At 49.3% G+C, this 21,776-nt stretch carries 15 protein-coding genes; 10 read left to right on the top strand and 5 right to left on the bottom strand.

Annotation, left to right across the window (positions count from 1 at the left end; translation table 11 throughout):
* Positions 1–42: 42 nt before the first annotated feature.
* From K7P76_RS24370 to K7P76_RS24355, 4 genes are read right to left on the bottom strand one after another with little or no spacing between them, the layout of a single operon-like run.
* Positions 43–915: a carbohydrate ABC transporter permease gene (locus tag K7P76_RS24370; RefSeq protein ID WP_232188055.1), complete on the bottom strand. Its 873-nt coding sequence runs from the start codon at positions 913–915 to the stop codon at positions 43–45.
* A complete protein-coding gene (locus K7P76_RS24365; protein WP_232188053.1) occupies positions 905–1,825 on the bottom strand; it encodes a carbohydrate ABC transporter permease in 921 nt (306 codons plus the stop codon). Before K7P76_RS24365 ends, K7P76_RS24370 begins: the two co-directional genes overlap by 11 nt.
* The gene (locus K7P76_RS24360) at positions 1,818–3,173 is read right to left on the bottom strand and encodes an ABC transporter substrate-binding protein (RefSeq protein ID WP_232188044.1); all 1,356 of its coding nucleotides are present in this window, start codon (positions 3,171–3,173) and stop codon (positions 1,818–1,820) included. Before K7P76_RS24360 ends, K7P76_RS24365 begins: the two co-directional genes overlap by 8 nt.
* A gap of 30 nt (positions 3,174–3,203) precedes the next feature.
* Positions 3,204–4,049: an AraC family transcriptional regulator gene (locus tag K7P76_RS24355; protein WP_232188034.1), complete on the bottom strand. Its 846-nt coding sequence runs from the start codon at positions 4,047–4,049 to the stop codon at positions 3,204–3,206.
* Between the two features lie 266 nt (positions 4,050–4,315).
* Here K7P76_RS24355 and K7P76_RS24350 point away from each other — a divergent pair, with 266 nt between their 5' ends.
* From K7P76_RS24350 to K7P76_RS24330, 5 genes are all read left to right on the top strand, one after another.
* The gene (locus tag K7P76_RS24350) at positions 4,316–5,164 is read left to right on the top strand and encodes a DUF72 domain-containing protein (RefSeq protein WP_232188032.1); all 849 of its coding nucleotides are present in this window, start codon (positions 4,316–4,318) and stop codon (positions 5,162–5,164) included.
* Between the two features lie 23 nt (positions 5,165–5,187).
* The gene (locus tag K7P76_RS24345; protein WP_232188031.1) at positions 5,188–6,177 is read left to right on the top strand and encodes a Gfo/Idh/MocA family protein; all 990 of its coding nucleotides are present in this window, start codon (positions 5,188–5,190) and stop codon (positions 6,175–6,177) included.
* Positions 6,178–6,331: 154 nt separating this feature from the next.
* The gene (locus tag K7P76_RS24340; RefSeq protein WP_232188029.1) at positions 6,332–7,726 is read left to right on the top strand and encodes a sialate O-acetylesterase; all 1,395 of its coding nucleotides are present in this window, start codon (positions 6,332–6,334) and stop codon (positions 7,724–7,726) included.
* A gap of 80 nt (positions 7,727–7,806) precedes the next feature.
* Positions 7,807–8,622, top strand: a complete 816-nt coding sequence (locus tag K7P76_RS24335) for a nucleotidyltransferase domain-containing protein (RefSeq protein WP_232188027.1) — start codon at positions 7,807–7,809, stop codon at positions 8,620–8,622.
* A 113-nt stretch (positions 8,623–8,735) separates the two neighbouring features.
* Positions 8,736–9,548: an alpha/beta fold hydrolase gene (locus K7P76_RS24330; protein ID WP_232188026.1), complete on the top strand. Its 813-nt coding sequence runs from the start codon at positions 8,736–8,738 to the stop codon at positions 9,546–9,548.
* Positions 9,549–9,737: 189 nt separating this feature from the next.
* On the opposite strand, the gene K7P76_RS24325 is transcribed toward K7P76_RS24330, so the two are convergent.
* On the bottom strand, positions 9,738–12,119 hold the full coding sequence (locus K7P76_RS24325; RefSeq protein WP_232188024.1) for an AraC family transcriptional regulator: 2,382 nt from the start codon (positions 12,117–12,119) through the stop codon (positions 9,738–9,740).
* 552 nt (positions 12,120–12,671) lie between these two features.
* Between K7P76_RS24325 and K7P76_RS24320 the strand changes: the two genes are divergently transcribed.
* The 5 genes from K7P76_RS24320 (at position 12,672) to K7P76_RS24300 (ending at position 21,448) form a co-directional block, all read left to right on the top strand.
* On the top strand, positions 12,672–13,571 hold the full coding sequence (locus K7P76_RS24320; protein WP_232188022.1) for an ABC transporter permease: 900 nt from the start codon (positions 12,672–12,674) through the stop codon (positions 13,569–13,571).
* A gap of 12 nt (positions 13,572–13,583) precedes the next feature.
* Positions 13,584–14,486, top strand: a complete 903-nt coding sequence (locus tag K7P76_RS24315) for a carbohydrate ABC transporter permease (protein WP_232188020.1) — start codon at positions 13,584–13,586, stop codon at positions 14,484–14,486.
* Positions 14,487–14,581: 95 nt separating this feature from the next.
* Positions 14,582–16,138 carry a DUF3502 domain-containing protein gene (locus K7P76_RS24310; protein ID WP_232188018.1) on the top strand — a complete coding sequence of 519 codons (1,557 nt, stop codon included), beginning with the start codon at positions 14,582–14,584 and terminating at the stop codon, positions 16,136–16,138.
* Between the two features lie 94 nt (positions 16,139–16,232).
* Positions 16,233–21,014 carry a stalk domain-containing protein gene (locus K7P76_RS24305; RefSeq protein ID WP_232188016.1) on the top strand — a complete coding sequence of 1,594 codons (4,782 nt, stop codon included), beginning with the start codon at positions 16,233–16,235 and terminating at the stop codon, positions 21,012–21,014.
* Between the two features lie 140 nt (positions 21,015–21,154).
* Positions 21,155–21,448, top strand: coding sequence for a hypothetical protein (locus K7P76_RS24300; protein ID WP_232188009.1), 294 nt, complete (start codon positions 21,155–21,157; stop codon positions 21,446–21,448).
* Positions 21,449–21,776: the final 328 nt, after the last annotated feature.

Here is a 21,776-nt window from a genome sequence, read left to right as displayed (position 1 = left end):
ATATGAGCCGGGGGCTTGACGTAATTAATTAGGTTGTCAAGCTTAAAATGAATTTGATCTTTTTTGGAAAACAACAACGGGATTGTCCCTCAAAAAATATCGCTGTGTGAGGAAGAAGAGCAGCAGCAGCGGTAGCAGCGCTATAGTCGATGCAGCCATCACATGCGGCCAAGGCGTCGCGCCGTATTGGGAGGAGAAGCTCGTAAGACCAAGCGCGACGGGGTACAGCCGCTCGTCGTTCAAATACAGCAGCGGACTGAACAGATCGTTCCAGCGCCCGATAAATTCCAGCAGCAGCGAAGTGACTAGCGGAGGAACGGAAAGCGGGAGCATAATTCGCGTATAAATTTGCAGCCTGCCGCCCCCGTCTATTTTCACGGCGTCCTCAAGCTCCCTTGGAATGCCCGTGTAAAATTGGCGAATCAGCAAAATATAATAGGCGCTGCCTGCGAACGCCGGAATAACCAGCGGCAAGTATGAATTGATCCATTGCAGCTCGTTGAACAACAGGTATTGCGGAATCATCGTCGCATGCCCCGGGAGCAGCAGCGTGGCTAATGTCAAAACCATCAAGACTTGGCTTCCCCTTGCGGGCAGTCGCGCGAATGCATATGCGGCCAGCGAAGAGGCGGCAACGGTCGCGAGTGCCGTCACGCCGGCGTACCAGAAGGAATTAAGCAGAAAGCGTCCCAGCGGAGCCATCTCGAAGATGTGGACGTAATTGTTCCACTGCGGCTTTGCCGGGAGCAGTCTCATGGGATACCGGTAAATTTCCGCCGTCGATTTGAGCGAGGCGGACAGCATCCAGAGCAGCGGGAAGCAGATGAAGCCGAGCGCGGCATACAGGAACGAATAGCGCAGCGCGCTTCGGCCTATTCGCACGAAGCGCGCTGTCCGGTTTGCTTCAAACAACATGGCGACGTCCTCCTTTATTGCTCGCTGCCGGTTTATTCTCGTAATAGACGAACGGTCTGGTCAAAGCCACGATCAGGCAGATCGACGCGAATGTAAGCAGCAGCAGGATCCATGCCATAGCCGAAGCATAGCCCATGTCGAATTGAAAGAAAGCGGCTCTGAACAAGTAATAAACGTAGAAATAGGAACTCCATTCCGGTCCGCCTTTCGTCACGATATAAGCGGGCGTAAAAACCTGCAAGGAGGAAATAACGTCCATAACCGCATTGAACAGCAACACCGGCGACAGCAGCGGCAGCGTAATCTTAAACAGCGTCTTGAGCCTGCCCGCTCCGTCGATCTTGGCTGCGTGAAATAACTCGGCTGGCAATACTTGCAGCGCGGCTAGGAAGATCAAAGTCGTACTTCCGAGCGAAGTCAAATCCATCACCACGATGGAGGGGATAACGGATTTCGGATTTTGCAGCAGCAGCGGTCCTTTCAGGCCTAGCACGGAGGATAGAAAGGTATGGATAAAGCCGGAATGAGGGTCCATGAGCGAGGACCACAGCAGCGCGACGGCGATTCCCGACACGAGGCTCGGCAGGTAATACAAGGTGCGCAGCAGCGCTTGTCCGACAACGGCGGAATGGAGCAGAAGCGCAAGCGCAAGCGTGCTAACGAGATGAAACGGCACGGCCAGCAGCGTATAAGCCAAAGTTGCCTTCAGTGATTTGGCAAGCAGCGCGTCGTTCAGAAGCGCTGAATAATTGTCCAACCCCGCAAACGAAGGAGGCGCAAACAGCGAGTAATTCGTAAAGCTGAGCAGACCGGAGGCGATCAACGGCTCGCCGCTGAACAGCGCAAATCCGCATACCCAGGGAGACACGAACAGCCAGAAGGCGACGGTATCCTTCCTCGACTCATTCAAGATGCAGGGACTCAAGATTGCGCTGCATATCGGCCAATCCTTCCTCTACGCTTGTCGTTCCGTTCCACACGGGCCCCAGGCTTTGATTCATCGTGTCCAGAATGATCGGATAATAGGCAATCAGGTGGTTATCCGCTCTCCGTCCGTACTTGAGCGCCCCTTCGTGTACTTCCTTGAGGTCCCGCGCGTCCATGTCAAGCTCCGCGGCCGTCGCCTCGTACCATTGCGTGAGCAGGCCGGATTCCGCAGGCGTTCGGCCGACATCCGTCATGTAGCTTCCGGCGCCGCCATCCGGAGAGGTCAAGAACTTGACGAATTCCCACGCTTCGTCAGGATGACTCGTTGCTGCCGAAATGGACCAGGGATCCACATACAGCGGCACTTGTCGACCTTCATGATAAGGCACTGCGGCTACGCCCCAGCGAAAGTCCGCGCTCTGGTAAGAGCGCAATCCCCATCCGCCCGTTATGGTCATCGCGATTTTGCCGGACAGGAACGGATTGCCGAGCGTATAAGCCGAGCTAAGCGCCTGATGGCTTGGGGAAACGCCGTCCGTGAGCGCAAGTTCGCTGAAGTAGCGGATCGCGGCCGTATTTTCCGCGGTGACGACGTTCGGTTTGCGTATCAAGCCGGTTTCATAGGCGTCGGCGGGCAGCAGATCTCCGCCGAACGCCCAAGATAACGCATTGGGCGAAAGCTCGTGCATGACGCCGTAAATATGCGTCTCGGGGTTATCGGTTGCCAACGTCAGCCGGCGGGCAACGTCTCTCATCGTCTCGAACGTCCATGTCGTATCGTCCCAGTTCGTCGGCGGGTAGGGGAGCTGTGCCTGATCGAACAGATCCTTGTTGTAATAAAAATAGGTAGCGTTGCTGATGTAAGGGACGCCGTAAAGCTTGCCGTTCACTCTGTAAATGTCCATCATCTTTACGTCCAATCCGTTCATTTCGGCCTTGCTGTTCTCGTAATAGGGAGATAAATCCAGCAGAGCGCCCATTTGCAAATAGGTGGCGAAGCCGCTATCCGCCTGATTCGGATTCCAGATGTCCGGCGCATTGCCGCTTGCGATCAGGGCGGCGAGTTTCTGATCGAACTGTTCGTAAGGAACGTTCAGCAGCTTGATTCGGATATGGGGGTGAGTGTGCCCGAATTCGGCGACTGTCTTCTCCTGCCACTTGTTTTTGACCGGATCGGTGGACATCAACCAGACCAGCTCCGCCTGCTCCGAAGCGGCCGGCGAAGACGCGGCTCCGAACCCGCCGCCGGCGCACCCCGCCAGCATAGAAAGAATGACCAGGAAACAGCCCGCAAGCCGCAGCAGGCGCCGCAATCGATTATTGTTGAACATGATGAGCCTCCTCGTTCCTTTGAACATATTTCAGTTTTTTTCGCCCATTGTTCTGCGATACTTGAGTGGAGTTACGCCTGTCAGCTCTTTGAATACGCGGCCGAAATGCGTCGCGTTGTCGTAGCCGGTTTGCTCGGCGATTTCGGCAACCTTGAAGCTGCTCGACTTGAGCAGCTTCTTGGCTTCTTTGACCCGGACGTTGTTTAAGTATTGCACGAAGGACAGGTTGGTGCTGTTTTTGAACGTTTTGCAGAAATAGGAGGGGCTGATATCGAAGTTTTCCGTAATGCTGTCAAGGGTGAGACGGTCCGCATAGTTGCGGTGGATATACTCGACGATGCCCCATATTTTTTTATGAATCGGCGTCGTTTCGGCGGCGGATGCTTGTTGAATGCCATTCAGCTTGCGCTGAACGAACAGCATCAGTTCAAGAAGCAGAGCTTTCAAATATTGGTCGGAAACGGGATCTTCGCTTTTGTACTCCGCGATCATCTGATCGAACAGCGACTCGATCTTATGTTGATCGCCCGTATTCAGCCGAATGGCGTTGAAGGGCGTGTCGAAGTTGGCGAACAGCCTGGACATCCAGGGGATGCCGAGCAAATCGTTGGCGAACTCCTTTTTCATCAGCAGAGTAACGCGTTCGAACGGCTTGGCTTGCGGATTGATTAGCTTGTGAAGCTCGTTTTTATTAATTAGCAGCAGCATGCCGTTGAGGATGTGGTAGGTGGTTTCCTTGATCAGATAACTCAGCTCGCCCGAGATTAAATAAAGGATTTCATAACCGTCATGGTAGTGCAGATTGGGCATTGCGGACTTCGTGATATTTTTGCGGCTGATGTAAAAATGAGGGGATTCGTAGAAATCGGCTTTCATACGAGGTGCTCCTTCCTGATGTTCTTTCTTGAGTATAAAGGATATTCTGAATCTGGAGCTTCGCGGTCGGCAGATTTAATCGTGCGCTTACAATTTTGACGAAAAGTTGATGATAGTATCCGTTGAAAAATCGGGGTATGAGGAAAATGTGCGGAAAAGCAATATTTCGCGCCGCGAGCCAAGAGGCACTTGAAGTATGTTCTGTAAAGTTTTACTATCAGGGTAATGTTAATTAAGCGTCGGCGAATGGAAGCGAAGGTGAAATCATGATTCTCGTTGGCTTGGCGGGATGGGGGGACCACGATACTCTCTATCCGCCAGGAACCGGAGCGAAGGACAAGCTGAGAGGCTATAGCGAGCAATTGCCGATCGTGGAGATGGACAGTTCGTTCTATGCGGTCCAGCCTAAAGATCGAATGGCCCGATATGCACAGGAAACAACGGAAAGCTTTCGTTTTATCGTGAAAGCCTATCAGGGGATAACGGGACATTTGCGGGGAAAACCCTATTATGAGAATGACGATGACATGTACTCGGCGTTTCGCGAAAGCCTTGAGCCTGTTATGCAAGCGGGCAAGTTATCCGCGGCGCTGTTTCAATATCCGCCTTGGTTCGACTGCACTAAGGAAAATGTTCGCGTGCTCCGAGATACGAAGAAGAGGATGGAAGGATACCCTTGCGCGCTAGAGTTCCGCCATCAGAGCTGGTTCGTGCCGGAATTCCGGGAGAAGACGCTCTCGTTCATGAGAGAGGAAGGCTGGATTCATAGCGTTTGCGATGAACCGCAGGCCGGTGTGGGATCAGTGCCTACCGTACCGGAAGCGACTCATCCGGAGTTTACGCTCATTCGGATGCATGGAAGGAACGTTGGGGGCTGGAGTCAGAGCAGTGCGCCGAACTGGAGAGAGGTTCGTTATTTGTACGATTATAATGAAGAAGAATTGAGCGAATGGCTTGATCGAATCGAACAATTGCGCACGCAGTCTACGGTAGTGGGGATTATTTTCAACAATAATTCCGGTGGACATGCGGCAGGAAACGCCAAACAGCTTATGCGCATGCTGGATTTACCTGTTCAAGAGCTGCCCATGCAAATCGATCTATTCAACCTCTAAAAAGAAGGGAACATCACAGACTCATGATCAGATTCGGCATCATCGGAACGAACTGGATTACGGAAGACTTCATTAATGCAGCTCGTCAGATCGGGGATTTCACGCTAACCGCCGTGTACTCCCGCACGGAAGAGAAAGGGCGTCAATTCGCGGGTAAGCACGATATTCCTAACGTCTATACGAATCTGGAACAATTCGCGGCTAGCTCCGAACTGGATGCCGTCTACATAGCGAGCCCGAATTCCCTTCATGCGGATTATGCCATCTTGTGCATGAATCATGGGAAACATGTGTTGTGCGAGAAACCGCTTGCCTCGAACGCGCATGAGGTGCGGCGAATGTTGGAGGCAGCGAGCGTTAATGGCGTGGTGTTGTTGGAAGCCATGAAGTCTACTTTTACGCCGAACTTCCTCGTAATCCAGAATAATCTACATAAAATCGGGCCCGTCCGCAGGTACTTCGCAAGCTACTGCCAATACTCTTCGCGTTATGACATCTATAAGAGAGGCGAGGAGATCCCGAACGCGTTTAACCCTCTATTTTCGAATGGCGCTTTAATGGATTTGGGCGTGTATTGCATTTATCCGCTAGTCGTTCTGTTCGGGCAGCCCGAGCGGATCCAGGCAAACGGACTGATGCTAGACTCCGGTGTAGATGGGGCGGGAAGTCTGCTGCTCTCCTATAAAGACATGGATGCGGTCATTCAATACTCCAAAATCGTCGATTCTTATGCGAGCGCAGAGATTCAAGGGGAGAACGGGACGATCGTGTTCGATAAAATCAGCAGACCGGACAAAGTGCAAATCCGATATCGCGACGGCAAGGTCGAGGAGCTCACCGAACCGCAAGCGGACAATGCGATGTATTACGAGGTTCAAGAGTTCATTCAGTTGATTAAGAGCGGAGCCAAGCAATCTTCGGTTAACTCCCATGCGAATTCCTTGAAGGTTATAGAGATCATGGATGAAGCTCGGAAGCAGATAGGGTTGATCTATCCTGCGGATCGGATATAGGGGAGTCGCCGTGTCTGTAGTCACCAGGTTAATCGACGAATATGGCGGCGCTATGCTTTACAGGGGTATGGCAATTATTGCTTTACTAGGGTTTCTATCGGGATTATATTTGGTTAAAAAGCCTTTCGAAAACTCATAAACGGTGGTGCGACAAATGGGAAATGAACAGATTGGGGTTATGATCAAACAAGGGCCGCAGTCGTGGTCGATTATTCAACAGCATAATGGTGCAGCTTCTGTTGAGCTTGCGGGAATTTGGTCGATGAAGGATAAGGTAGCGGCAGCGCAAGTATGCGTTCGTGTAGTTAGAGAGGACTCGGCCGAGACGGTTCGTGACTGGGCGTTGGCAACGATGGGAGAAGGGCAAACCTGGAGTGTCCGGTTAGAGCAGGTGCCTGCGGGGGGATTGTACCGTATCGAGACGTGTTTGCAAATCGACGGCAATCGAGAGATTGAATGGGGCATACGCGGAGATATGGTACACCACGTAGGCGTCGGTGATCTATGGATCATTGCCGGACAGAGCAATGCCGCGGGTTACGGTAAAGGGCCTATTAACGACGCACCTGAGATGGGTATTCACTTATTCCGGAATAACGGGCAGTGGGACTTGGCAACCCATCCCTTCAACGAATCGACGAACACGCTTCATATCGAGAATCGCGAGACGGCTAATCCTGGCCATTCTCCGTTTCTCGCATTTGCCCGGCTCGTTAAACGGGAAACCGGCTATCCGATCGGTCTTGTGCAAACCGCTCTTGGCGGATCGCCGCTGCGAGCGTGGAATCCGGAGGAAGAAGGTACGCTTTACCGTAATCTGTTGAATATCGTGAAGGCGGCAGGCGGATCCGTTAAAGGAGTTCTTTGGTATCAAGGATGCAGCGACTGCAATCCGGACGAGAGCAATACTTATGCGGAAAGGTTCGGTGTCATGGTCGCGGGGTTAAGGCGAGATTTGAAGGATGCCATTCTTCCCTTCATGACGGTTCAGTTAAACCGTCACACTGCATTTAATGCCACGCTCGAAGACAATCGCTCATGGGGCACGGTGAGGGAACAGCAGAGAACAGCTGCGCGAACGATTCCGCATGTCACCCTTATTCCGGCAATCGATTGTTCGCTGTCCGACGAAATTCATAATAGTCCCGCAGGCAATCTGCTCATTGGAGAGAGAATGGCTAGGGCGGCTCTTGCAACCGTCTATGGCAAAGAGATCCACTACAATGCACCAGAAATCAGCGAAGCTCGAATCGTCACGGACGAAGCAGGCAAGCAGACGTTGGAAGTCGTTTACGATCATGTAGGCGGCTATCTGTTATCCATCGGACCGAATCAGCCGGTCTTCACTTTGGAAGACGAAGAGGGCAGTGTCCAAGTGCTTGAGTGGTCAATATCCGGCAAAAACACCATTCGAGTAACTCCGGAGCGTCCTCTGAAGGGGCAAGCCTATGTTAACGGGGGATACGAAAGAAACCCGGCGGCTTATTTTCCTCTCGATAGCTTGACCTATATGCCTCCTCTGGCCTTCTACCGTTTTCCTGTGAAATAAACCATTTAAGAGAGCGAAGCGGTTAAACCGTCACGCTCTCTTTTTTGAATGAAGTTATAACAAATACTGGGGGTTCAAATATGAATGAGTATCTTAAGAATAGCGGAATCAGAGAACATCATAAGAAAGCCATTACCTACCTGATCAATCGATTTCAACAAGATTCGGATTATTTGGCTGTCATTATAGCTGGCTCGGTAGCGAAAGGATTAGCACGGGAAGATTCTGACATTGATTGTTATTTGGTTGTTGAAGATAAGCACTTCGAAGAGCGAAAACAGAGAGATCATTTATTTTATTATGAAGAAGAAGGGTGTGAGTACAAGGGAGGGTATTACGACGGGAAAATCATTAATTATGCGTTTCTGAGAGCTGCGGCAGAAAGAGGAAGCGAGCCAACACGAGCTTCTTTTGAAGGGGCGTTGGTCGCATTTTCCCGTATACCTGAATTGACTGAGCTTGTTAGCCGCATTGCCGTGTATCCGGAATCTAATCGGGAGAGAAACTTTTCGGATTTTTTCGCTCAAGTGGAGTTGTACGGAGGCTATTTTGCTGATCGAGCTTTAACGTTGAACAATGCGTACTTATTATCACATGCGGTCAGTCAAGTTGCATTATTTGCAGGGAGACTGATTCTCGCTTATAACCGAATATTGTTCCCATGCCATAAATCAATGATGATTACCTTGGAAAAGGCACCCAAAAAACCAGATTCGTACATGAAGTTGCAGGAGTTGATGCTTAGGAACCCTAATAAGGAGACGATTAGTGCATTTGTCGAGTGTGTTCGTTCCTTCCATGATTGGGGAATTACGCCATATGAAGCAGTCAGCCGTTTTATCGTGAATAACGAGTGGAACTGGTTGGATCATGAACCTCCCATTAGCGATAGGTAGGATGTTGCTGGGAGAATGGCGAATCGAAAAAATTATTCCATCATGTCGATTCATTCGATATCTATTCGTCGTTCATATAGAAGCAAAATCTAGTACACAAAAGGAGACATACCATGTACTCAATTACTTCAAAAGACGGCACCAAGATCGCCTATGACAAAAAGGGTCAAGGACCGGCGCTCATCCTGGTAACGGGTGCGTTCAGCTACCGTAATTTCCCGGGTCAGGTGCAGCTGGCTAATCTGTTGTCACAGCACTTCACGGTGTTCAACTACGATCGCCGCGGCCGCGGCGATAGCGGAGACACGCAGCCCTATGCCGTAGAGCGCGAGTTTGAAGATCTTCAAGCAATGATTGATGAAGCTGGCGGCTCGGCGTACGTATGGGGTTTGTCATCCGGGGCGGTTCTTGCGTTGCAGGCAGCAGCCAGGGGGGCAAACATCACGAAATTGGCTCTGCATGAACCTCCGTTCGTGGTTGAAGCTACAGACCGCAAACCGCCGAACAATTTCGACAAACACGTTGCTGAGCTAATTGCCGCTAATCGCCGGGCAGAGGCCATCAAGTACTTTATGACGCAGGGGATGGGTGCTCCTTCATTCGTTGTCGGCTTGATACGTATAATGCCAGGCGTGTGGTCTAATCTCATGGCTGTTGCTCACACTCTCCCCTACGACGCGGCTTTGTTGGCTGAATATTTGGACGGAAAGCCGCTGCCTGCCGAATTATGGCGTACAGTCACGATGCCAACGCTGGTGCTCGAAGGCATTGAGAGCCCGGCTGCGCTGCGTCATGCCGCCCAGGCACTGGCCAACGTGCTCCCTAACGCGCAATTGATGAGTAAAAAGGGACTTGGCCATACCAAGAAACTTAATACCAAAATCATTTCATCGGAGCTTACAGCATTCTTTGTAGGCGGAAAATAGGAGGTATACACAAAGCGGTAGCCCGCAAAGCCAAGATGAAGGGATTTTTGTAACATGTTCATCGGACAACCGTATGATGGAACAAAGCGTCTCCTCCCGGAGACGCTCAGCCTGTTGAAAAACCTCAACAGACTATTCCATTTTCTTTAACGGATTACCGCGTTAATTTGTTTGGGGGCGAGAACTCCCCTAAATCCTATCGGGTTGACTTCGTGGAGCCTCCGCCGTTTGTTCCGCATAGTGCTTTAGTACATATTCCTTGGGAGTAACGCCAAATTTTTTTTTGAACAGGCTGAAAAAATACGTTTCATTGGCCACGCCAATGCGCTCCACAATTCCCCTGATGCTACTGTTCTGCTCCAATAGCAATTCTGATGCCTTTAATAGACGGGTTTCGTTTATATAATCGGCTACAGACATTTGCTTCCCCGCTTTGAACAGATTTCCTAACTTGCGTGATGAAATCTTCATCATGGAGGCGATTGAGGCCAGACAAATGCCCGGATCGCTATAGTTGGTCCAAATATAATTCGCTACCGTCTCCACAACATAGGCATCCAAGGAGACTGTAACTGGCACCTTGGTCTCGTTTTGTAACGCTTTCTTCACAATACTAGACAGCTCCCACTCGATTTCGTTCAGAGTTTCCTTCTTGCTCAAATGAAGAGAGAGGGAGGAAAGCTCGATAAGTAGGGAAGAGGATGAAGGATGGCCCTCGATGTCGAGGCTTTTCTTGACAGCTTCAATCAGTGCAAAAATAGCCGTCAAAGCATGCTGATACTCCAAAGAGCGGATTTTCTCAAAGATGGCGGTTAAGCATGCCCGTGCATCTTCCGCCTCTTTGCCTATCATCGCACCGTGAAGCTGTCTGATCAGTGCAGAGGGGACTTCGCTTTGCCCACTGGAGCGATCAAAATTGCAACTGTCGGGATGCAGGATAGCACCATGCCCATATTGAAAACGGTACGAGGACTGATTCAATGTTTGGTTATATAGGGCAAATAATTGGACGAATTCTTCTGTTTCTCGGCTGATGGAGACGGTGAAGCTGAGCTTGTAGAAACGCCTCACTGTCTGTCTGGCTTGCTCCAACAAGGGTATTAGATCTTCGGGAAAGTCCGTATCATCAGGAACGCCCACAATAAACCCCACATGGTCTTCCTTCAAATCAAGCCCCTCATTTGCGAAGGAAGGTGATAGCCATTCGGATACAATGTTTAACAAGGCAAACCGGATAGCTTCTTGAACCTTGGTGGAATATTGCTCTCGGAATCGGCTGTAATCGTCGATTTTTAATAGCACCACGGCGTAGGTAGCCCTGCGTGGTAGAATGATACCGGTCCTGGCGAATACCTCCTCCAACTCATACCAATTCATCAGAAGTTTCTCCGTTAAAAAACGTCTAAGCCAATAATGCTTCTTTACGTCCCGATATTGGTAATGCTCGTCCTGATAGCTTTGCAGTGTGGTCATAGATTGCTTGAACACATGGTCCAGGTAGGATATTTCATCTCGGTGCTCTCTTTGAACGAAGGGGGCGTCTTTTCCGTCTGAAACCAGTTTGACGAGCCTTCCTATAGGCATGTAGAGCCTCCTGGCTACAAGCACGGAGACGATAATGGAGGCGCCCAGAAAGACAGCTGTAATGAAAAGGATGGAAGATTTAAAGCTGTTCAGATAATGATACACCTCAAGAGCCGGTTGAATTTTCAGAAAGGTCATACCCATGGAGCTGTTGTCCGCATACGTAATCAAATATTCTTTGTTATTGTTACTTTCCACAAAGGAACCTTGTTCCCCTTCCAGAGTTTCCGTAGAGAGGCGGCGGATCAAGGCTTCTTTCAACCAATCCGGTTGCTCCCCGATGTCCCCGACGGTATTAATGAGCCGATTGTCGCGGTCCATTATAAGAATATGAGCCCCTTTTCCAGGATCGATCATATTCACTTCATGCAGACTGTCCAGAATCCACTCAGCCTTGATGTTGATGACAACGGCACCGCCGTAGCTGCCGTTTTCCGGTTTCTCGAACATAAAATAGGAAAATACAGGCTCACCGACCTCACGACCGTTTACCAGCTTGCCTAGATTTCGGTAGACAGGTTTCAATTTGGGTAGGGGCGTATCCTCATCAAATAATGCTTTAATCAGCGGATCATCGAAAAAAACAGGGGAACCGGTATTGTAGAAAGACCGGGTCTGTGGATTGTAGACGCTGATGGAATGAACGTATAAGTTGGCCGATGTAACCGTGCTGGATGCCTTGTTCATCTTCAGGGCGATGGCGGACATGTCTTCACTTTGGCCGAACATGATATCGCTGATATCCGGATTCAGATAAAAAGACTGAGTCAAGCGGACGATGGATTCATTCATCTGGCTCAGATTGTAATTCACTTGATAGACGATCTTGCGGCTGCTGATGCTGTCCTGGCTGCCTAATAGACTACGGGCGTTTCCGTATAGAATCGCCGCAAGTATGCTTACCAGCAACAGCACGGCAATACTGGTAAACGCTATCATCTTCATAAGCAGACTTCTTGTTCTGAGCCATGCTATCACATCTTTCATGGGGGGTGCTCCTTTTAGATAAGCGGACGATATAGCTCCAAGGATACCGGAAAGGGCGGCGGTGTGTACAGGAAGAAGACAAAACTCAAAAGAAACGACAGTTTTTAAAGGAAAGAAACAGTCCCCGGTTATCTTCCCGCCTTTAGTAAAGCAAGCAATTCATCCACATCAACAAATGCAAGTGCTACCGAGGTGTCCGTCGCCCATTAATTAACGGCAATTTTGCCAGTGTCGGCATCTGACAGAGCAGCGCAAGGGGAGTAAATAGAACGAACAATACTCGAAAGGGACGTCGTTTTTTGAATAGATGAATGGTGTTTTTGGGGATTTATGAAAATATTGCGAGGGTCGGCAGTGGTCAAACAAGTACATTTTCAGATTTTAAAGAATACGCGAATATCTGTATTTACGGTCATTTATCAGAGGAATCGTCAAAGTTTGAAATTTACATGCCTCGATAGCGGGCGTACAGTTAGAGCTAGCAAATGGGCCGGCGCGGACCTGGGAAATGGACTATAAATAAACGCGAACCGGCAAGGAGGAGAACTGGACATGAAAACTTTAAGGAAAAATGGGGGACTGCTGTTGCTGGCGCTGCCAGGCATCGTTGTGCTTTTTATATTCCAGTATGTTCCCCTATACGGCCTGCTGTTGCCGTTTAAAGACTATCGATACGATCTGGGCATTCTGAACAGCCCTTGGACAGGGTTTGATAATTTTACGTATCTTTTTAACGGAAACTCCCTACAGCGGGCGCTGCGAAACACGTTGTCCTATAATTTTGTGTTTATTGTGCTTGGGACATCCATTTCCGTTTTCGTGGCACTGCTTTTTCGGGAGTTGGGCCGAGGCGGCGTTAAAGTGTATCAGACGGTTTTGTTTATCCCCTATTTTATCTCCTGGGTGGTAGCAGGTTTCGCGTTCAGGGCACTTCTGGATATGGATTATGGCGTGCTAAACCAGGTGCTAGGCTGGTTCGGGCAGGAACCCATTATGTGGTACAACGAAGCGAAATATTGGCCTTTCATTCTGATAGTGGCAGCTGTATGGAAAGGTTTGGGTTATTCGGCGGTTATCTACTATGCGGCATTGATGGGCATCGATTCGGAATATTATGAGGCCGCTAAGATTGACGGTGCGAGCCGGTTCCGGCAGGCGATATCAATCTCCGTGCCAATGATCGCACCGATAATCATTATGCTTGTCATTCTAAACATCGGCAAAATCTTTTATAGTGATTTCGGATTGTTCTACAACGTTACGCTTAATTCATCCCAGCTGTATCCTACAACGGATGTTATAGATACCTTTGTTTATCGTTCTTTAATAGACATGGGTGATCTCGGAATGGCATCAGCCGCAGGTTTTTTCCAATCCATCGTAGGCTTTGTGCTGGTTCTCTTGACCAATTACATTGTACGGAAAGTTAATTCCGACAATGCACTATTTTAAGGAGGCCCGATCTTGAATACATCGACAACCAAACGCCCTCCGGTCTCATGGGGACAAGTATTTACTCATCTGGGATTTATCGTCTTTTGCGCTGTGTCCTTATACCCGTTCTTGGTGGTAGTGGGCACCTCGTTCCAGAATGAAGGCGAGATTATCCGTAAAGGGTATTCTGTTATTCCTAGTCTATTGGACTTTTCCGCTTACAAGATGATTCTTCATGATCCGACAACGCTGATCCGTTCCTATATCGTCACCATAGGGACAACGGCATTAGGCGCCATCGCTGGTTTGTGGATTACTGCCAGCTACGCCTTTGCCATCGTCCGCAAGGATTTTGCCTATCGGAAGCAGCTCTCGTTTTATGTCTTCTTCACTATGTTGTTCAACGGCGGCATGGTACCCTCTTACATTCTTATGGTGCGCTGGCTGGATCTCAAAGACACCATCTGGGCGCTGGTCCTGCCCATGCTTATCAGTGGTTGGCACGTGATGTTAATGAAGGGATTCCTCCAGTCAGTGCCCGATGCGCTGTACGAATCCGCCAAAATTGATGGTGCTGGAGAATTTACCATCTTCACACGCATTGTCCTGCCGCTGGCCAAGCCAGCTCTGGCTACTGTAGGTTTGTTCCTCCTGCTGGAGCATTGGAACGATTGGTGGCTGACCCTTTTATATATCGAGAATGAGAACTTGATGAAACTGCAATATATTCTGATCAGGGTGCTTAGGAATATGGAGTTCCTTAACAGCGCAGAAGCTATGCAATACGGTCTCGTTAAGGAAGGGCAGCAAGTGCCAAGCCTTGGGGCACGGATGGCCATGTGTGTGCTTGCGGCAGGACCTATGCTGGTGGTCTTCCCGTTTTTCCAGCGTTACTTTGTTCAAGGCCTGACTGTCGGTGCAATCAAAGGGTAAGCAGTCAACCGGTACGGTTCCAGTTTCGGAAAATAGCCTGTTTCATGGGCATTTTCATATAAGCAATTGTAATTCATACTAAGGGAGGCTCTAACATGAAAGAGACACGCACCAAAAATCCTAAGAAAGCGACCGATCGGGTTATTCAATGGATCGCAGCGGGAGCAGTACTGGCCGTTGCTCTAACCGGCTGCGGAAGCGGCAATGAGGGTAACAATTGGGACAAGGCTTCGGTCCAACCCGAGACATCCGCAAATGCAGACAAACCGACGGAAATCGCGAATGTAAGTTGGTACATGCTCAAACCCATCGATACGATTAAGAATCAGGAATCGGTGGAAGCGGAAGCCAATAAAATGCTGGAGGCAGTCAACGCCAAGCTTCATATCAATTTTATCGACAATGCCGCCTGGGAGGACAAAATGAAGCTGATGTCGGCCTCTGGAGAGCCGTATGATCTGGTGCTGACATCAAGCTGGACGAATTCGATCAGCAACAATGTAGCCCGCGGAGCTTTTCTGCCGTTGGACGATCTGCTTCAAGAGTACGGTCAGGATATCTTGAAGAAAGTGGATCCTCGGGCATGGGACGCGGTAACTTACAACGGCAAAATAATGGCTATACCTGCTCAGTCCCCGTATTCTGCTCCAGTGGGGTTCGTTTTCAAGAAGGATTTGGCAGACAAATACAATCTGGACTTCCAAAACATCCACAAATTAGAGGATCTTGAACCGTTTCTGGAACAGATAAAAGCGAATGAGCCAGGAATTATACCACTGTTAACTACCAAAAAAGTCACGGCAGGTATTGTGATGAAGGAACATACGGATGTAACCAAGGGTCTCAAGTATAATGAAAATACCGGTAAGCTCGTTTGGGATACGGACGTTCCTGAATGGCTTGATTTCTTCCGGGTAACGAACAGGTTCTACCAGAAGGGCTACATCGCCAAGGATGCCGCGTTGAAGACAGATTATACGGCGGAGGCTAAGTCAGGCAAGTACGCGGTTATGAGGGATTCCGGAGGATACACTGCTGACGGGTCCAAATCTACGACCCTTTATGGTTTCCCTACGGTTGAAGCATTGGTGGGTTATCCTATTATTGCCACCGGCAATATGACCGGTGGGGCAACTGCCATCAGCAAGACTTCGCCTAACCCCAAGGCAGCCATGAAAGTGCTGAATGAGGTGTGGAAAAATCCAACTTTGTCCAACACCTTGGCCTATGGACTAGCGGATAAAAACTATACGATTGAATCCGGTGCAGGTACTGACCATCCGAGAGTTGCCCCAAAAACGGGAGCTGAACAAACCTGGGCTATCTGGCACAATTGGTTGGGACCATTATGGGATCAATGGGATTCCAACTGGAATTCAACTGCCGCCCTGGAAGAAATGCAGAAAAACAACAATGAAGCCAAAACCTCGGCATTGCTGGGCTTCAACTTCGATGCGGAGCCGGTGAAATCGGAAATAGCCCAGGTGAGCGCCGCTTATACGGAGATGGCGTCCATCCTGAATACCGGATCGATGCCCGACTTTGACGCATTCATCGCCAACATGAAGAAGAGACTTTTAGAAGCGGGATTGGATAAAGTGGAAGCGGAGGCGCGGAAACAAATCGACGCCTGGTTGTCAGCGGCAAAATAAAAACAACAACTGCAATCGTACGTAATCCGGTCGGGTGGTCTGGAAAAGGAAGGCTCCCGACCGGCTAAGCGAAAAATACGAAGGAGGGACAGTAATGAAAAAAAACTTGTTGCTTACACTTGCGCTTGCGGTAGTTATGTTTATCTTATTGACAGTTTGGCAGATTACCCCGCTTGAAGAAGTACGAGCGGAAGAGAACGGAGTCACGGAATCAGAGGATGAAGCTGCTTATTTAATCGATGAGAATTTCTCGTTTCTATTCAAGGGGACAGCCAATAACGATTTGTATGCGTCTGGTTGGGATGTCCGAAGGGCTGGCGGGAGTATATCGTATGGGTATCTGGACTGGTTTAAAATCACCGATACCAGTAACCTTTTGCCTGTGTCCTTAAGCCGTTCTTTCATGCCTAGTACAAATGGTAAGGTCACGCTTGAATTCCGTATAAAGCTTATGGCAAATATGGAGGGCACCAAGGTACAGCTTGCTGACGGAAGCAATGAAAGCGTAACCATTTCTGTCTATGGTGGTAACTTAACGCTAGACACGCCTTCCGGCTATCAAACACTGCAGCCATATGCCCTGAATACCGAATACGGCGTGAAGCTGATAGCGAATTTGGATGCAGGTACATCGGATGTGTACGTTAACGGTTTACTGAAAGCCTCAGGAGCTCCTTTCAAATCGAACACCGGCGGCGTGGACAACATCCTCATTTCAACTGGGGTCGCCTCGAAAGGGGATTTATTCCTCTCTCCGATCAAGCTGTACAAGGGGTATGCGGTGAATGAGCGATTCATTTCCGTCAAACCGGGTATGCTGCCGGGAGACTGGTCTTACACCTCATCGGGAGGCGAGTTTTCTGTAGAGGAGCTCCGCAGTTCCATACGGCCTGACAGCTATAGTCTGAAAGCTGATGCGGAAGAAGCTACAGCGGATATGCGATGGACAAAAGCTGTCCCTGCCCAGTCCGGCGACCTTGTGTTGGAGTTCAAAGCCAATCTTCCTGACAAGCAAGACGGCTTTCGGGTGGAGTTAGGCGATGGACCGGCAGACTCGGTAGCACTTGTCACAAGCGGAGGACAGATCGGCTACGTGAATTCTTCCGGAGCAGTGGTGACGCTATACGATTATTTGCCCAATATGTGGTATCATGTGAAGCTGATTCTAAACCGATCGCAATCCAAAGGCGATATTTACATTAATGGTAAGCTCAGGGCTGAACAAGTGGAACTGAAGGTATTGACATCGAACCCGGATCAGATCGGTTTTACGATTCCCGAAGGCGCGGTTGCATGGCTGGACGATGTGTTGCTTTACGACCAGCCTGCGGCGCCTTCCGACCCTGTACCGGCTCCGATTTTGCCTGACGACTCTGATTATGAGATTGGCATGCAGTCCTGCTCCTTGTGGCGAGAGGGCACTCATTACGGTTGGGACCGCATTAATCCATATCCCAATCGCGTCCCGCTTTTGGGCTATTATGACGAAGGAAATCCTGAGGTAGCAGACTGGGAGATTAAGTGGATGGCCGAGCACGGCGTTGGGTTCCAGCAGTATTGCTGGTTCCGACCGACAGGCGGCGAAGGTAATCCAATTAAAGATCCTTATCTTGCGGAAGGACTCCATGATGGATTTTTTAACGCGAAATACAGCGATTTGCTAGACTTTACGATTATGTGGGAAAACGGGGCTTCTTTTGCGAAAGACAGTGCTGACTTCCGTAACAATTTAGTGCCGTATTGGATCGAATATTACTTCAAGGATGATCGATACCTGAAGATCGACAACAAGCCGGTGATCTCCATTTACAGTCTCAGCGGTCTGAAGCGGGATTTCGGCAACAGTCTGACGGCGGTCAAGGAGGAACTTGACTATCTGCGCAGCGCCGCAATCCAGGCGGGCTTCGACGGTGCCATCATTCTTAGCTCATATAAGGGAACCTATCAACAGGAGATGCTCGATATGTCGGCGGCGGGCTTCGACGCAATTTATGCTTATGACTGGGGGCTGTTCGGTGGAAATCCCGGTGTTGCCCAAAGCAAGATGGAACAGCAAAGGGATGCAGATGCCATTGATCTTGTAGCTACGTTGAGCATGGGCAAGGACTTGCTTCCATGGGGAGGTTTGAAGGGGTATTTCGCTACTCCCGAACAATTCAAGTCGTTAGCGTTATGGACCAAGGATGATTTTATTCCGTCACTTCCCACAGGCAGCCTTGGGAAACGAGTCGTCATGCTAGACAACTGGAACGAGTTTGGCGAAGGACACTTCATCATGCCTACAGATTTAGAAAGATTCGGGTATTTGGACGCCATCCGCGATGTATTCGCAGAGGAAGGCCCTCATGTAGATGCTTCGCCAACTGCCGGACAGAAGGATAGGTTAGGAACGCTCTACCCACCGGGACGGACGCTTCCCAATCTAATGGCGGCCGAACCAACAGTCGGAACCGGGTTTGCGGAAAGCTGGTTGTTTGATACTCCTGGCGATAGCGAAGGCTGGACGCTAGAGAAGCAGATTGACAATCTAATTGTTGCGAACGGCACGTATTCGGGGGAATCTGTTGGTAATGATCCGGGTCTGATGTCTCCTCCGGGCTTAAACTTTCTAGCCGAAGATGTCCCTTATATTAAGCTGAGGATGAGCAGCGAAGTGGAGTCGGAGGGGCAGATCTTCTTTATCACTTCAGATGACGGCGCTTGGAGCGAGGATAAATCCACCAGATTTTTTGTGGCTCGAACGAATGGATCCTTTACGGATTATCTGGTACCTATGTGGAACGGAAAAAAGTGGTCCGGCCAAATTACACAAATTCGCATAGATCCTATTACCAGCCCAGGCTCTTTCAGTATTGATGAGATCAGCGCCGTACAGGTTTCAAATGCAGAAAATAGAATATACATTGACCAAAAACTAAAGCGTGTGAAGCATGCGCCGGAACTGAGCGGCAGTACGGTGATGGTTCCTGCTGCAGATGTATTCTCACTCACAGGGACACCGACGGAATGGGATCCCGCGGAGCAGGCGCTGATCGCGGAGAAGGACGGCAAGGTGCTGAAGTTGGAGGCTGGCAACGCGGCGGCTTCAGTAGGACTGCAGACCGTTGTGCTGCCGGTTGCGCCCCAACTTCTGACGGATGGGACATTGATGGTTCCTATAAAATTTTTCCAAGACGCTTTGGGATATGTTGTGAATTGGGATGGAGGAGCCAAAAAGCTTTCCATATACACGGATTCTGTCGTGTGGAACTTTGACAGCATCCAGGGGTGGACAGCTGACAGCCAAATTTCTGCACTTGCGGCAAGTGGCGGCAAAATGACGGGCACTTCCACAGGCACAGAACCGGCGCTTTTATCTCCTAGTGAGCTAGGTATTCCTCTAGAGGCAGTCAAACGCATCCGTTTGACTGCCATGAATGGCACGGACGGCAGCGAGGCGCAAATCTTCTACCGCAAGACGGGAGAAAGTGTCTGGAACACAACACAGGTGCTGGAGAGACCGGTAGTGACAGAGGATACGATATACCGGGAGTATGTATTTGATCCCACAGCGGTTATAGCATGGAACGGTGTTTTGGACCAATTAAAGGTCATTCCAGCCAATGGGACAGGGCCATTCAGTCTGGATTCCATCGTACTGGATTTGAAAGAGCGGGCAGCCATTAAAGGAGAGAACCTGATTGTAATGCCGGGCTTCGAGGATCAGACTATAAGGAACTCCGGATATCTTAGCACCTCTCAGATTACGACTTCGGAGGCATACAGCGGAAGACAGTCGCTGAAGGTTACCGCACAGGCGCCATATGCTTCAATCATTTTCCCGGCAGCTATCCAGAAGGGGCAGGATTACTATTATTCCGTTCGAGCGAAGCTTGGCTCAGGTACTGCCTCAGGGACGTTATTGCGGCTTTGTCTGGTTTATAAGGTGGACGGCGTGAGCAAACAGTTTTATTTTGTCACAAGTGAACCTCTTAGCACTACAGGGTGGAAACAGGTTCAAGGCGTTTACAACATCAAAGAGACGGGAACTGTAACAGATGTCAACTTCTATGTGTATCCCGACAAGCCTGCAGCGCCGGGAATTTATTATCTTGACGATGTAGAGGTTCGTCCCATCAGCTACACCCCGACGTCCCAATGGGTGTACGCCACGGGAGTAAGCTTGAACAAAACCACTCTATCTCTCAATATAGGTCAAACTGATGTCCTGTCTGCGACGGTGCAGCCGCTTACGGCAGTGCAACGGGAAGTGCTGTGGAGCTCCAGCAACCCGGCAGCGGCCACTGTGGATGCGAACGGGGCGGTGTACGGAGTGGCATCAGGTACGGCAACCATTACCGCCCGCTCCCTGGATGGCAACTACTCCGCATCATCTGTGGTTACGGTTACTTCGCCTCCGGTATACGGGAGCAATCTAGTTACAGACCCCGGATTTGAGGATAGTGTCACCCATTATTCAGGGTATGCGATTACGCAGCAGTTGACTCAGGCGGAGTCTCACAGTGGCACTCAGTCACTACTAGTGACTAAGAACAATGTGTATGGAAGCATACATTTCCCGACTGCCACACCCATACCCAACGGTCAGACCTTTTATTATTCTGCCTGGGCTAAGTTGGCTCCGGGATCTACCGCCGGTTCTGTTCTGCGAATTTGTCTTAACTACAAGGTAGATGGTGTAAATAAACAAATTGCTATCCTGAATAGCCCGGCACTGAGTGAAAACAAATGGAAGCAGGTATCGGGCACATACACCATTCAGGAAACGGGAGTGCTTACAGATACGTTCATGTTTGTGTATACGGATTTTCCAGCAGGAACAGGAAGTTACTACCTCGATGATGTGGAAATCCGTACGGTGACAACAGGTCCATAAGACTTCCTGCAGGTATTGCGCGAAGGCCGGGATAGTAAATTGTCCCGGTCTTTGTCGACAGAGCAAAGAAGAAAGGTAAAATCAAGTAGACTACCAACAAATGTATGTGAATTATATCACATAATTTAGGGGTGGATCGAATGAGAAGATATGTAATTCTATTTACTCAAGGGCTTATTTGGAACAAAGAGAAACCATTTTGGGAACAACAATGGAATGGTCATAAGGAATATTGGTTAAAAATCAGAGAAGAAAATAATGAACTGAAAATTCATTCTGGAGGCCCTTTTTCAAACCATACTGGAGGAATGATAATTATTGATATTGAAGATGAAGGAATATTAAATGGTTTAATCTTTAAAGATCCTGCAGTAGAAAATTTTTTGTTAAATCCGGTAGTATATCCTTGGCAGCCTGTTGTAAGTGATTTTTAAGAAGAAATCGCATCACGGCCGGTCTTCCGGACACAAATTTTAAGTAATGAGAACTGTATTTTCTTTCAAATGCCGCAAGAGATATTAATTGGCTCAGGAGTTATCGTACCACGATTCCATAGGGAAAATGTTTTTGAACTAACTGAGATTGAATGGGCAGATGCTAACGGAACACTTGAGCCGGCTACCACTGTAGCCGGCTCATCTTTGATGTCGTCAGTTTTTAAAATTGAACCTTCTTTATGCTGATGATTCTCACACAATGGTATTAGGACGAGCATAGCAGGGGCCTCTTTGATATGCTTGGCAGAGCAGCCCATAATAAATG

The sequence above is a fragment of the Cohnella silvisoli genome, from assembly GCF_021190915.1.
GTDB lineage: Bacteria > Bacillota > Bacilli > Paenibacillales > Paenibacillaceae > Cohnella > Cohnella silvisoli.
The sequence above is the reverse complement of the archived record's forward strand: the minus strand, read 5'-3'. Positions and strand labels throughout refer to the sequence as shown.